Annotated in this window: 10 protein-coding genes and 1 pseudogene; 6 read left to right on the top strand and 5 right to left on the bottom strand. The window is 62.8% G+C overall.

Features of this window, described 5'->3' with window-relative positions; genetic code table 11:
- Positions 1 to 23 precede the first annotated feature (23 nt).
- A pseudogene (locus AC0L2Z_RS19880) lies at positions 24 to 2,017 on the bottom strand (protein-L-isoaspartate(D-aspartate) O-methyltransferase).
- A gap of 260 nt (positions 2,018 to 2,277) precedes the next feature.
- On the opposite strand from AC0L2Z_RS19880, the gene AC0L2Z_RS19875 reads away from it, so the two are divergent.
- From AC0L2Z_RS19875 to AC0L2Z_RS19865, 3 genes are read left to right on the top strand one after another with little or no spacing between them, the layout of a single operon-like run.
- Positions 2,278 to 4,689: a phosphoketolase family protein gene (locus tag AC0L2Z_RS19875; RefSeq protein WP_473629084.1), complete on the top strand. Its 2,412-nt coding sequence runs from the start codon at positions 2,278 to 2,280 to the stop codon at positions 4,687 to 4,689.
- Positions 4,689 to 5,861, top strand: coding sequence for an acetate/propionate family kinase (locus tag AC0L2Z_RS19870; RefSeq protein ID WP_473629083.1), 1,173 nt, complete (start codon positions 4,689 to 4,691; stop codon positions 5,859 to 5,861). The genes AC0L2Z_RS19875 and AC0L2Z_RS19870 overlap by 1 nt, the downstream gene beginning before the upstream one ends.
- Positions 5,827 to 6,303, top strand: coding sequence for a hypothetical protein (locus AC0L2Z_RS19865; protein WP_287238682.1), 477 nt, complete (start codon positions 5,827 to 5,829; stop codon positions 6,301 to 6,303). The genes AC0L2Z_RS19870 and AC0L2Z_RS19865 overlap by 35 nt, the downstream gene beginning before the upstream one ends.
- A 179-nt stretch (positions 6,304 to 6,482) precedes the next feature.
- Here AC0L2Z_RS19865 and pdxR read toward each other — a convergent pair whose 3' ends face one another.
- A complete protein-coding gene (gene pdxR / locus AC0L2Z_RS19860) occupies positions 6,483 to 8,003 on the bottom strand; it encodes a MocR-like pyridoxine biosynthesis transcription factor PdxR (RefSeq protein WP_473629082.1) in 1,521 nt (506 codons plus the stop codon).
- 170 nt (positions 8,004 to 8,173) lie between these two features.
- On the opposite strand from pdxR, the gene AC0L2Z_RS19855 reads away from it, so the two are divergent.
- Genes AC0L2Z_RS19855 through AC0L2Z_RS19845 form a run of 3 tightly spaced genes read left to right on the top strand, consistent with a single transcriptional unit; the run spans position 8,174 to position 10,398 of the window.
- The gene (locus tag AC0L2Z_RS19855) at positions 8,174 to 8,800 is read left to right on the top strand and encodes a LysE family translocator (RefSeq protein WP_473629081.1); all 627 of its coding nucleotides are present in this window, start codon (positions 8,174 to 8,176) and stop codon (positions 8,798 to 8,800) included.
- Positions 8,801 to 8,812: 12 nt separating this feature from the next.
- Positions 8,813 to 9,733, top strand: coding sequence for a dihydrodipicolinate synthase family protein (locus tag AC0L2Z_RS19850; RefSeq protein WP_473629080.1), 921 nt, complete (start codon positions 8,813 to 8,815; stop codon positions 9,731 to 9,733).
- A gap of 23 nt (positions 9,734 to 9,756) precedes the next feature.
- Complete coding sequence (locus tag AC0L2Z_RS19845; protein WP_473629079.1) at positions 9,757 to 10,398, top strand: LysE family translocator; 642 nt, start codon at positions 9,757 to 9,759, stop codon at positions 10,396 to 10,398.
- Between the two features lie 68 nt (positions 10,399 to 10,466).
- On the opposite strand, the gene AC0L2Z_RS19840 is transcribed toward AC0L2Z_RS19845, so the two are convergent.
- The 3 genes from AC0L2Z_RS19840 to AC0L2Z_RS19830 all read right to left on the bottom strand — a co-directional run bounded on the left by AC0L2Z_RS19840 (position 10,467) and on the right by AC0L2Z_RS19830 (position 12,734).
- Positions 10,467 to 10,697 carry a hypothetical protein gene (locus AC0L2Z_RS19840; RefSeq protein WP_473629078.1) on the bottom strand — a complete coding sequence of 77 codons (231 nt, stop codon included), beginning with the start codon at positions 10,695 to 10,697 and terminating at the stop codon, positions 10,467 to 10,469.
- Positions 10,698 to 10,758: 61 nt separating this feature from the next.
- Positions 10,759 to 11,841 carry a methyltransferase gene (locus AC0L2Z_RS19835; RefSeq protein WP_473629077.1) on the bottom strand — a complete coding sequence of 361 codons (1,083 nt, stop codon included), beginning with the start codon at positions 11,839 to 11,841 and terminating at the stop codon, positions 10,759 to 10,761.
- A gap of 215 nt (positions 11,842 to 12,056) precedes the next feature.
- Positions 12,057 to 12,734, bottom strand: coding sequence for a DUF6064 family protein (locus tag AC0L2Z_RS19830; protein ID WP_473629076.1), 678 nt, complete (start codon positions 12,732 to 12,734; stop codon positions 12,057 to 12,059).
- Positions 12,735 to 12,815 lie beyond the last annotated feature (81 nt).

Genomic DNA, 12,815 nt, shown 5'->3' with positions numbered 1-12,815 from the left:
GGCATGCTTTTGCGCGACATGCATTAGAGCCCGAACGGATAGGTGTCGGGAACGCCGGTTCCGACATGCTCCGGCCCAAGCGGCGTCACCGCGACGGTTTCGTCAAACCAGACGAACGCGTCAAACTGCTGGGCAAGAGAGGCATCCGCGTAATGGCTGCGCAGTTCGGTTTCCGGCCGATAGATCACGCCGATGAAGCGCTCCAGCCGACGCTCCAGAAGCCGCTCGCGCAACGTATCGTCGCGCTTGATATCGAGCAGGAAACGCGAGACGCCGCTATCATGGCAAAGCCGCTCGTAGCTGTCGTTGTGAGAAGGCCGCACCCGCTTGGTCTCCATCTCGCTGTCCCAGTCGGAGGCCGCGGCGACTGTCCCGGAATGCGTGCTGAGCCCGATCAAGGCTGCCTCGTCGCCGAAGCGCTGACGGCAGAGCTGGCCGATGTTCACTTCGTCCCTGACAATCCCCATTTCGGTGTAGCGGCATCGCCGATATGGGAGTTATGCGCCCACACGACCGCCTTGGCGTTCGGCCCGCGAGCTTCCAGCAGATGCTCGAGCGTCTCGAACATATGGGTGTCGCGTAAATTCCAGGACTGCGCGCCGCCATAATACATGATCCGGTAATAGCGTTCCGCGGAAGCGATCAGCCGGGCATTCTGGGTGGCATCCATGAAATCGACGCCGTCCTGCTGGCCATAGTCGAGCTGCCTGGCAAGGAGCTCGCGGCATTGTTCAAGTACGGCCTGCTCGCATTTCTTGTAACCCGAAGTGAGCGCGACACGGCCGTAGGTGGATGGTTCATGCTGCCAAGGCGTCAGGCAGCCATAGCGTTCACGCGCGATCTTTGCTGCCTGCGGATCGACCCGATCGAGATATTGTAGAACCGCGGCGATCGATCCGCTCATATTGTAGATGTCGAGGCCATAGAACCCGGCTAGCCGGGACGATAGCCTGATGCGCTCGTTGTGATGTCGCATCCAGTCGACGAACGCCGCAACGTCGGTGTTGCGCCACATCCAGGTGGGAAAGCGCTGGAACGGCGGATCGGCGTTGGCGCGTGGCGGCCGATGGCGGACGTAGCGGTCGATCGCCGCTGCATCAGGCCAGTCGGCCTCGACAGCGACAATGGTGAAGCCGTGCTTCTCGATGAGCCTGCGGGTGATCGCGGCGCGAGCCCGGTAGAACTCCGACGCGCCGTGGCTCGCTTCACCGAGCAGGACGACGCGCCGGTCGCCAAACCGATCGAACAATTCGCCGAACGCCGGATCGTCGAAATCCGGCAGCGGTTCGGCCGCCGCCGCGATCATCTCCGGCAGGCTGCGCGTGCGTGCGCGTCCGGACGGGCGATCATTCGCGATACGGTTGCCGTTCTCGGGCCAGCCCTGCTCGCCAATGAGCGGGACAAACCGCACGCCGCCGAAATCCTCCTCGCTGTAAGTTGCAGCGCCGGTTCGGGTGACCTTGAGAAGGCGCTGATCATGCGGATCGTCGCCGACCGGGATGACGAGCCTGCCACCGACGTCGAGCTGTTCCTGAAGCGCGAGCGGCGCACCGGGTCCGCCGGCGGCGACCAGAATGGCGTCGAAGGGCGCTGCGTCGGGCCAGCCTTTGCTGCCATCGCCGGTGCGGACTTCGATATTGTCGTAGCCAAGCTCTTGGAACCGCTGTCTCGCCGTTTCGGCCAACCCGGCGTGGCGCTCGATCGTGTAGACGCGTTCGACGATCCGGCTCATCACGGCAGCCGCGTAGCCCGAACCGGTGCCAACCTCGAGGACATGGTCGCCCGTTCCGATTTCCGCCATCTCGATCATCAAGGCGACGATGTAGGGCTGCGATATCGTCTGACCCTCGGCGATCGGCAACGGCCCGTCCTCGTAGGCGAATTCTTCAAAGCCGGGAGCGACGAAAGCCTCGCGCGGAACCTCGCGCATCGCTTCCAGCACTTCGCGGTCATGGATGCCACGGCGGCTGAGATGGACTTCGACCATTCGGTTGCGTGCGTGGGAAAGATCGAGCATCTTTTTGCTCCTCTTGCGAGCAGACAGCCCCCGATTGTCCCCTAATCGTGCCCGACGGCTCATCGGGTATGCGCTCGGCCTCGGCAACTCATGGCCGGCGGCTAGTCTCCTTAACCATTGGCGAGCTTTCAGGTTCCTGCAAAAGAGCGATTGGCGGGCACAAATGGCGGCTCCAGCCGAACTTATTTCCGTGAAAATCCTTTCTCCAGAGCGATGTCACTCCAGATATCGACGGGCGAACGCATTCTGGAGAATTTTCGATGAACGACGAGGCTCAGAAAGCTGCGACCACAACCGGCCGTTATCAGGTCGATCTCATGGACCGCTATTGGCGGGCCGCGAACTACATTTCGGTTGGCCAGATCTATCTGATGGACAATCCGCTGCTGCGCGAGCCGCTGAAAGCCGAACACGTCAAGCCGCGGCTGCTTGGCCATTGGGGCACGACGCCTGGCCTCAACTTCATCTACGTCCACCTGAACCGCGTCATCCGTCAACGCGGTCTCGACGTTCTGTTTATCTGCGGCCCAGGTCATGGCGGCCCGGCGATGGTCGCAAACACCTGGCTGGAGGGCAGCTACAGCGAAATCTATCCCGAAATCGGCCAGGGCGAAGACGGCCTGAGGAAACTTTTTCGGCAATTCTCCTTCCCCGGAGGAGTGCCGAGCCACGCTGCTCCGGAAACGCCCGGCTCGATCCATGAAGGCGGAGAACTGGGATATGCGCTGGTCCATGCTTTCGGCGCGGCCTTCGACAATCCCGATCTGGTGGTCGCCTGCGTCGTCGGCGACGGCGAAGCGGAAACCGGTCCGCTCGCGGCGGCATGGCACTCCAACAAGTTCCTCAACCCGGCATCCGACGGCGCTGTCCTGCCGATCCTGCATCTCAACGGCTACAAGATCGCCAACCCGACGATCCTTGCCCGCATGGATGACGTGGAATTGCGCGCCCTGTTCGCCGGCTATGGCTACGAACCTTTTTTCGTCGAAGGTCACGAGCCGGCTCGCATGCATCGGTTGATGGCCACCAAGCTGGACACCGTGCTCGACAGAATCCGCTCGATCCAGGAGCGCGCCCGTACGCCGTTCTGGCAAGGAGAGCGTCCGCTGTGGCCGATGATCGTGCTGCGCAGCCCGAAGGGGTGGACCGGCCCGAAGGAGGTCGATGGCGAGAAGGTCGAGGATTTCTGGCGCTCGCATCAAGTGCCGGTGTCGAACGCCCGCAGCAATGCGGGACACCGCAAGATCCTCGAAGACTGGATGCGGAGCTACGAACCGGAAAAGCTGTTCGACGACAGCGGGCATCTTCTTCCAGAGCTGGCGGCGCTTGCGCCAACCGGATCCAAGCGCATGGGCGCAACCCCCTATGCCAATGGCGGACTGCTGAAGCGCGACCTCGTGCTTCCCGATTGGAAAAACCTGGCGCTCGATGTGCCGCGTCCGGGTGGCGCCAAGGCCGAGGCGACGCGGGTTCTCGGGGGCTATCTTCGCGACGTCATGAGCCTGAATGCGCAGACCGGGAATTTCCGGCTGATGGGGCCGGACGAGACATCCTCCAACCGGCTTGACGAGGTATTCGAGGTTACCGCCCGGGTCTGGATGCAGCGGATAGAGCCCTATGACGTAAAACTCTCCCGGGACGGCCGCGTCATGGAAGTGCTCAGCGAGCATCTCTGCCAGGGATGGCTGGAGGGCTATCTGCTGACCGGCCGCCATGGCCTGTTCTCCTGTTACGAGGCGTTCATCCACATCGTCGATTCCATGGTCAACCAGCATGCGAAATGGCTGAAGACATCCCGCGAACTTGCCTGGCGCGAGCCGATCGCTTCCCTCAACTACCTGCTGACCTCGCATGTCTGGCGGCAGGATCACAACGGCTTCAGCCACCAGGATCCGGGCTTTGCCGATTTCGTCGCCAACAAGAAGGCCGACACGGTCAGGCTCTATTTCCCGCCGGATGCCAACACGCTGCTGTGGATCACCGACCATTGCCTGAGAACCTATAACCGCATCAACGTCATCACCGCCGGCAAGCAGCCGGCGCCGCAATTTCTGTCTGTCGAAGCCGCGGAAGTGCATTGCAGGGCGGGGGCGGGGATCTGGGAGTGGGCCGGGACGGTTGCCAAGGGCGAGGATCCGGATGTGGTCATGGCCTGCGCCGGCGACGTGCCGACACTGGAGACGCTCGCGGCCGCCGACATTCTGCGTTCGGCGCTTCCCGACCTGAAGGTACGCGTCGTCAACGTGGTCGACTTGATGACGCTGCAGTCGAATTCAGAGCATCCGCATGGCCTGGCGGACGAGGATTTCGACGCGCTGTTCACGAAGGCCAGGCCGGTCATCTTCGCCTATCACGGCTATCCCTATCTCATCCACCGCCTGACCTACCGGCGCGCCAACCATGACAACATGCACGTGCACGGCTTTCGCGAGGAAGGCACCACGACGACGCCGTTCGACATGGTCGTGCTCAATGAGCTCGACCGCTACCACCTGGCGCTCGCGGCGGTCGAACGCGTGCCTGGGCTCGCCGAACGGGCGAAAGACCTTGCCGCCGAACTTCACGGGAAGCTTGCCGAACACAAGGCTTACGTCCGCGAGCATGGCGAAGACATGCCCGAGATCCAGGAGTGGAACTGGCCCGAGAACAGCGCGACGAAGGCTGGCGATTGATGCGACAGGCAATTCTTGCACTGAACGCCGGCTCCTCCAGCATCAAGTTCGGACTATACGATCTTGAGCCGTCCGCCGAACTGCAACTTGTCTCGCGTGGCACGCTGGATCTGGGCGATGCGCCGAGGCTCAGCGCGAAAGCGGCCGACGGAACAGCGCAATGTGATCGGCGGCTTGCCGGAGACGCACGCGATGCGGGCATCGGCGATTTGCTCCGCTGGATCGCGAGCGAACTTGGCGGCAGGAAACTGGTCTGCGCCGGTCACCGCATCGTGCATGGCGGGCGCGAGTTCGTCGAACCCGTCCGTCTGACGCCGGACGTGATCGAGGCGTTGGACAGGTTGACGCCGCTTGCGCCACTGCACCAGCCCCGCAGTCTCGCGCCGATCCGCACACTTGCCGCGCTGCGGCCGGATCTGCCGCAGGTCGGCTGCTTCGACACAGCCTTCCATCAGACGATCGATCCGATCGTCAGCCGCTTCGCGCTGCCGCGCAGATACGATGCAGACGGAATCCGCCGCTACGGGTTTCATGGTCTTTCCTACGAGTACATCGCCGGGCGGCTCAAGGCGATATCGCCGGCGCTTGCAGCGAAGCGGACGATCGTCGCCCATCTCGGCAACGGGGCGAGCCTGTGCGCCATGCGCGACGGGAGAAGCTTCGACACGACGATGGGCTTTTCCGCGCTCGACGGGCTGGTCATGGGCACGCGTTGCGGCGCCATCGATCCGGGCGTGCTTTTGTACCTCGTCCTGGAACGAGGCATCGCCGGAGAGGCTCTGCAGCATATGCTCTATGAGCAATCCGGGCTGCTTGGAATATCCGGTATCTCGGGCGACATGCGCACGCTGGAAGCGAGCGACGACCCCCACGCCCGCGAAGCGGTAGAGCTTTTTGCCTTCAGGGCGGCACGTGAGGCTGCCGCGCTCGCCAACACGCTGGGCGGCCTCGAATGCCTGGTGTTCACCGCCGGCATCGGCGAGCGCTCGGCGCCGGTCCGCAAGGCAATATGCGAAAGGCTTGATTGGCTTGGCGTGGCGATCGACGAGCCATCCAATGCCGCCCATGCCGGGATCATAAGCCGACCTGACAGCAAGGTCGAAATACGCGTCGTCGCGACCGACGAGGAGAGCATCATTGCCCGCCACGCGCGGGTGCGAGGGGATGCTTGATAACGCAGTCAGCGGCGCGTTTTCGGGGCAAGGAACCCTGCGCGTCCGCGACCGTTTCCCCTATCTGATGACCATGGGGGATATGATTACCAAAGGGAGAAATCCAATGGCGGAGACCACCAATATGGCAGGCACCTCAAAGGCGGCAAACGACGCGCAGGAAGCGATGAAGAAACAGATCGCCGAGCTTCGTCGCGAAATCGCCAAAATAAATCGGACCCTTTCCGACCGTGCCGAGGAGGCACAGGGCTGGTACGAGAGCGCCGCCGAACGGGCCTCGCGCGCAGCCCGGCAATTGCGTAGCCAGGCACACACCGTGACCGAAACCGTCCAGCAGAACCCAGGCACGATCTCTACGGCGATGATGCTTGGCGGCGTGCTCGGCGTTCTCTTGGGAATTGTCATCGCAAAGAGCTCCGAGCCTGAACGGCGGTGGTTCTAGAGCATTTTGCAGCCAAAAATCTTGGCTTGGCGTCCGACAAAATGCGTAAAACAAGGAGTTAGAGCGCGGTTTTGGTCCACCAAAACGCAAAGCGCTCTAGCGGCAGATCACCACCCGCGCGGTGCCGAGGCTGCCTTCGGCGTCGCGCGCGCCTGTTCCCTCAGCAGGCCGTAAAGCACCTACGATACATCGCCGCAGCCTGTTGCCTCCTCGTAAGCACGTCGAAGGAGCTTTAGTCCTCTGTGGATCTGGCCCTCGGTCAGACTTGCGTATCCCATCACCAGGCCGAGGCAGCTGCGATCCAATGTCTGGTCGAAATCCAATGTCTGGTCGAAGTAATGCGGCGATATCGAATAGATGCCAACTCCGAGCGCGGCGGCTTTATCGATGAACGATGCCGCCATGGAGGGCGGCGTGTCGTGAAACCAGACGACGACGTGCAGACCGGCCTCTGCGCCTTCGACCCGAACGAGATCGCGGAATTCCGCCTGCAGAGCGTCCAGGAGCGCTGCACGTCGGCGGGCATTTTGACGCCGGGCCTTGCGCACGTGGCTTTCGTAGGCGCCGGTTTCCATCAGGGTCGCAAGCGCCTCCTGTTCGAGGCTGGGGGCATGCCTGTCCGTCAGCCGCTTGGCATGGGCAAAAACCTCCTGCAACTCACGCGGAACGACGACGTAGCCGATCCGCAGCAACGGCGACAATGTCTTCGAGACCGTACCGATATAGATGACGTTCGACGCGCCTCCCAGCGCGCGAAGCGGCGGTATCGGGTTCATGTCGAAACGATATTCGCTGTCGTAGTCGTCCTCGACGATGTAGGCCCTCTTCTCTTTCGCCCATCCTAGCAGTTGCTGGCGTCGCCCCATCGACATTACGCTTCCCAGGGGAAACTGATGTGAAGGCGTGACGTAAGCCAGCCGCGCGTCAACATCCGCCAACAGGTCCGCCCTGATGCCTTCGGCGTCGACCTCCACCGGGGCGGCGATGGCTCCTGTCATCTCGAAGACGCTCCGTGCCATCGGGTAGCAGGGCTCTTCGATGGCGAAGCCGTCGCCCTCATCGAGAAGCAGGCGGGCGCAGAGATCCAGTCCCTGCTGAGAACCGTTGACGACGACGATCTCGCTCACCTCGCACCGGATGCTGCGCGCTCGCCATAGATAGCCCTGCAGGGCGGCACGCAGGCGGATCGAGCCACAGGGGTCGCCATAGGACAGCTTGAGCGGCCGTCCCAGCGCAGCATCGTTCATGGCCTTTCGCCAGGCAATGGTCGGGAAGTCAGAGGCCGACATGTCGCCGTAGCGGAAGTCGGCGACGAGCTTCTCCGACGCAACCCGCATCGGGATGGCTCGGGATCGAAGCCTTTCTGCGAAAGCGGAGAGGCTGTGTGGCTCTGCGGCTGTATCAACGAGGTCTCCCGGCTCGCTGTGCGCGACCTTGATGGCCACCCGTGGCCGCGCGCCATGTCGAATGACCACGAACCCCTCGGCGGCGAGCTGTTCGTAAGCGGACGTCACAGTCGTTCGCGAGACGCCAAGCTCGACCGCCAGTGCACGAGCCGACGGAAGCACGTCTCCGCGGCCGTAGACCTCCGCCACGATCTGTTCCCGCAGGTTCTCATAGATCCCGCGCGCGCCCAATCCCGACGAATTTCCCGACGACGAATTTCGCCGCGACGAATTCTGCTTGCGGGACTGGACCATCGCGATTACCCAAATGAAGACGTTTCGTCGATCCAGACATTACCGGGAAAATCAGCCAGGCAAAGGCCTGAAGGCAACTGGACCAGAATTTTTTATCCAAAACTGGTTCTATGACAGGGCCAGTTGTGCCGATATTGATGGCGCCAGATTGCACCTCCCGAAGAAGTAAAATGCTGGCCGACCAATTCATCATCGTCTTTACCGCCTACGTCATCGCTGCCGGCAGTCCCGGGCCGAGCAATATGCGTATCATGGCCGTCGCCATGAACGACGGCCGCGGGGCCGCGCTGGCAATCGCATCTGGCGTCGTCAGTGGCTCGATCTTTTGGGGCCTGATGGCGGCGTCAGGTGTCTCGGCGATCCTCAGTCGATACGCGCACGCACTTGTGGTCCTGCAGCTGCTCGGCGGCCTGTATCTTCTCTATCTCGCCTTCAAAGCGGGCAAGGCTGCGCTTTCTTCACACAAGGATCAGCTTCGCCCGACCAACGAACGGAAGGCGACGGCGGCCACTCTCTACCAGCGCGGACTGCTGATGCATCTCACCAATCCGAAATCGATCCTGGCATGGATCGCGCTGATGACGCTGGGACTCGGGCCCGGGTCGTCGTCGCATACGGTTCTGGTGATCCTCGCGGGCTGCGCGGTGCTGAGCGTCACCATCTTCTGCGGCTACGCGATCGTCTTTTCGACCGCTCCCATGATCGCCCTGTATCGGCGGGCGCGGCGCTGGATCGAAGGCACGCTGGCGGTATTCTTCGGATTTGCCGGGCTAAAGCTTCTCCTGACCCGCATCTGAAAAGGTTCCTTCATGTCACTCTTCCAAGGCCTTTCAGCATTCCCGATCACCCCGGCGGACGCTTCCGGCAGGCTCGACCCCGTCGCCCTCGCGCGGCTTCTGAGGAACATCGAGGAGGCGAGAGCGGACTCCATCGGACTGCTCGGCAGTACCGGCGCCTATGCTTTCCTCACGCGACAAGAGCGTCGACGGGCGGTCGAAACGGCAATGGACACGGTCGGCGGCAAAATCCCGGTTATTGTCGGCGTCGGAGCGATCCGGACCAGCGATGCCGTGGACCTTGCCCGTGACGCGAAGGCTGCGGGCGCCGACGGCCTGCTCCTGGCTCCGGTTTCCTATACGCCGCTCGTCGACGACGAGGTCTTCGAACACTTCACCACAGTCGCCGACGCGGGGCAACTCCCGCTTTGCATCTACAACAATCCCGGCACGACCAGGTTCACCTTCAGCCTGGACCTCATTTCCCGCTTGTCGAAGGTGGTCAACATCGAAGCCGTGAAGATGCCTTTGCCGTCCGGTGGTGACTTCGCGTCCGAACTCGCCTCCCTCCGGTCTGCGACCGGGTCGGCATTCAGGATCGGCTACAGCGGCGACTGGGGCGGCGCGCCTGCGCTGCTCGCCGGGAGCGACGCCTGGTATTCCGTCGTCGCAGGACTTCTGCCGTCACCGGCCCTGGCCCTGACGCGAGCGGCGCAAGCCGGGGACGCTGCGGCCGTCGAGCGACTTGACGCCGCCTTCGGACCGCTTTGGGCGCTGTTCAAGGAATTCGGCAGTTTCAGGGTGATGTATGTCGTCGCCAGTCTTCTGAACCTGTGCGACGTCGATCCGCCACGCCCTGTCCTCCCGCTGAAGGACCAGGCACGGCAGCGTGTCGCCGCCGCTCTCGACCATCTCGATGCGGTTTTCTCCGCTGGTTGTATGCAAGCTCGATAGACAGTCTTAATCAGGACATTTCCATGCTGGAATCCAACGCCTTCACCGTCTACCTGTTCACGGCATTCCTGCTGGCGATTACCCCGGGTCCGGGGATTTTTTATGTCGCCGCCCGGACCCTTTCCGGCGGTCGCTCGGAAGGAATCGCTTCGAGCCTTGGCAATGGTCTCGGCGGGCTGTTTCATGTCGTGGTCGGCAGCCTTGGCGTCTCGGCGATCGTGCTGGCAAGCGCCGAATTGTTCACGGCGCTCAAGGTGGTCGGCGCGCTCTATCTGGTCTGGATGGGATACCGAACCATTCGCCATGCCAGGCTCGACTACAAGTCGTTAGGTCATTCGGAGCCGCCCGTCGGCACGATCCGGGCCTTCAGGGATGGCGTTCTTGTCGAAGTGATGAACCCGAAGACGGCGGCATTCTTCCTCGCCTTCATTCCCCAGTTTGTCGACACGTCGTCGGATCACGTCGTTCTGCAGTTCCTGATCCTCGGCGCCATCTCGGTTGCCCTCAACACGCTCGCCGATATTGTCGTGGCGTTTGCAGCCGGAAGACTTCGCGATGGCGCGGCGTCGCGTGGGAATCTCGTTCGCCGTCTTCGTGAAGGCTCGGGCGGTGCCATGATCATGCTTGGATGTGGGCTGCTGCTGGCAACGCGCCCAGTTGCCTGAGCTTGTGAGAAGGAGCAAAAATGCATGAGGGCCGCTCGCCTTGTACCTGCGATGACGGCCGAATTCGCTTACCTCATCGACATCAGGTTCGTGACCAGACCTGCCTTGACCTCAAGCGCAGGCGCGGGTGCCTCGGCATGACCGATGTCCCGCAACCGCTCGGGGGTCAAACCAGCAATTGCCCGACGTCTTGAGACGGTCCGCTGCCAGGTCTTGAGCGCCGCGATTGCGGTTGCTGTGGTTTTCAGCATAAGTCCAAGCAGACGGTGACGATCGACGCGGGTTTGCGTGTGAGCCATTTCGGCCTCCATCATCATTGTCGCGCAGGGTTGAACTGCGGGGCGCCTGTTCCACTGCGCCTTACGGCTTGCGGCCGATCACGGCGCCGTTCGCGCCGGGTGCCTCGAACCAGACCGTCTCGATGTGCCGGAATCCGGCTTCCTCGAGCCACGCCGAATATTCGGCCTGCGTGTTGTTTCGTCCTTCCGTCTCGATCAGCATGTTGAGGCTCATCAGCGCCGCCGGCGCCGGTCCGGTCTTTTCGTCATTGACGAGAAGCTCGCTGATGACGACTGCGCCGCCGCTCGGCAAAGCCCCGAACGACCGGCGCAGCAGCGCGCGGTTCTTCGCCTCGTCCCAATCGTGCAGGATCATCGACAGGAGATGCAAATCGTGATCCCCGGGAAGCTGCTCGAAGAAGTTGCCGCCTGCGGTCTCGATCCGGTCGGTCAAACCGGCCTCGGCAATCTTTCCCGCGGCGATCGCGGCGACATGCGGCAAGTCGAACACGGTCGCACGCAGCGCCCCATACTGTTTGCAAAGCTCGATGTCGTACGCCCCCGATCCGCCGCCGATGCCCAGGAGGCGGCGGAAATGTCCGAAATCCATCGCTTCGCCGAGCTTGCGCGCGGTCATCGTGGAGACCGAATGCATCGCCTCCCAGAACAGCGCCAGCATCATCGGATCTTCGCCGTCGAACGCCGAGGATCGCACAGCTGGGTCCCACGTGGTCGGCCGGTTCGTGCGCAGCGCCTCGGTAAGCCTGCCCCAGCCGGGATAGAGCCGCTTGTCGAGCATCTGCACAAAGCCGCCGAAGTAATACGGTTTTCCGCGCACGAGATAGGTTTCGCTTAACGGCGTGTTGCGATAGCGGCCGCCGGTTTTCTCCAGGAGCCCGAGTGCAGCGCAGCCGGTCAACAGCATCTCGGCCGGGCGTTGATGCAGGCTGAGCGCTTCCGCCAGCTCCGCAACCATCTTGCCGGCGCCGCCCGCAAGGCGGCTGAAGAGGTCCAACTCATGCGCAGCGGCCAGAGTCTTGAAGGCCCAGAAACCGGTCGAAAGCGCCATCAGCGGGACGGCGGAAGGAAGTTCCGGCGTGGCGGCAATCGGTTGGACGGTTGCATCTTTGGCCTGAGGCGCTGTCCGCGAAAGTTGACTGGCCATGATCACCTCCTCTTTCATAGCAAGTCACGACTGCAACCGGCTGGCGCAACCGGCTGGCTTGTGACAATCCACGCGGCGAGCGTGTGGCTGCAATCTGCTGAAGTGCGAATCTGGCGGTGCGGCGTTACGCTACGATTTCAGAGGGAGAAAATTCGGTTACATCTGAACTTGTATTATTTGGCCGGAGCCGGCTGACTTTCTCGATCGTGCCGGCATCACCGAGCGATACGGCGCAGGGTCAACGCAGCGACAGTGCTGGCCGCTGCCAGAAGCGGCAGCCAGGCTTGCGGATCGCCCATGGCATGCAGCGTCAGGCCGCTGAGCAGCAGCCACAGCAGCGGGATCGCCAACAGCAGCGGCACAAGCCCGCCGCTCGCGGCAAGCAGGACGCCGAGCGCTGCGATCGCCGTCGGGTCCGGCGCGATGCCGAAGACCTCGGCGCTCGCCCATGGCCGCCCGAAGAGCGGCGGCAGCAGGGGATAAACGACGAGGCCAGCGACCGCGATCAGCAGCCCGAGCCGCTCTGCGAGGTCCCGCCGGTCAAAGGCGAGGCCGCCGCGCGCACCGCCGATCACCAGCAGCAGCGCCTGCAGGCCGAAGGCCGGCGCGACATAGGCGATCGCCCAGTTGATCGCGGCATAGCGGCTCCACAGCAAGCACCAGCCGACGAAGGCAAAGAGCGCTGCGAGGACGAGCGCAATCCACAGACCATGGCGACGCGGCTGCCTAAGCACGAGCAGGACAATGGCGAGGCCGGCGGCGAGCGTCAGGAGATGCAGCGGCCAGAACGCGGCATTGGCCAATTCGAACATGCGCCAATAGACGCGCGGCGAGAAGAGCAGGAAATCCTCCAGCCGGTAGGTCCACCATTCCGACATCCAAGCAGGTTCCACAAAAGCCTCCCACGGTTTTGCGACATGAACCTGCGACAAACAACAGAATCCAGGCAGGCATTCGTGGGCCAGCCGACGAAT

It is taken from the genome of Mesorhizobium sp. WSM4850, assembly GCF_055811735.1.
The sequence above is the reverse complement of the archived record's forward strand: the minus strand, read 5'-3'. Positions and strand labels throughout refer to the sequence as shown.

Bases quoted from the DNA above. Each gene is read 5' to 3' on its own strand.
- AC0L2Z_RS19855 (WP_473629081.1), top strand. From the start codon at position 8,174: ATGCTGGCCGACCAATTCATCATCGTCTTTACCGCCTACGTCATCGCT.
- AC0L2Z_RS19870 (WP_473629083.1), top strand. From the start codon at position 4,689: ATGCGACAGGCAATTCTTGCACTGAACGCCGGCTCCTCCAGCATCAAG.
- pdxR (WP_473629082.1), bottom strand. From the start codon at position 8,003: ATGGTCCAGTCCCGCAAGCAGAATTCGTCGCGGCGAAATTCGTCGTCG.
- AC0L2Z_RS19840 (WP_473629078.1), bottom strand. From the start codon at position 10,697: ATGGCTCACACGCAAACCCGCGTCGATCGTCACCGTCTGCTTGGACTT.
- AC0L2Z_RS19845 (WP_473629079.1), top strand. From the start codon at position 9,757: ATGCTGGAATCCAACGCCTTCACCGTCTACCTGTTCACGGCATTCCTG.
- AC0L2Z_RS19835 (WP_473629077.1), bottom strand. From the start codon at position 11,841: ATGGCCAGTCAACTTTCGCGGACAGCGCCTCAGGCCAAAGATGCAACC.
- AC0L2Z_RS19875 (WP_473629084.1), top strand. From the start codon at position 2,278: ATGAACGACGAGGCTCAGAAAGCTGCGACCACAACCGGCCGTTATCAG.
- AC0L2Z_RS19850 (WP_473629080.1), top strand. From the start codon at position 8,813: ATGTCACTCTTCCAAGGCCTTTCAGCATTCCCGATCACCCCGGCGGAC.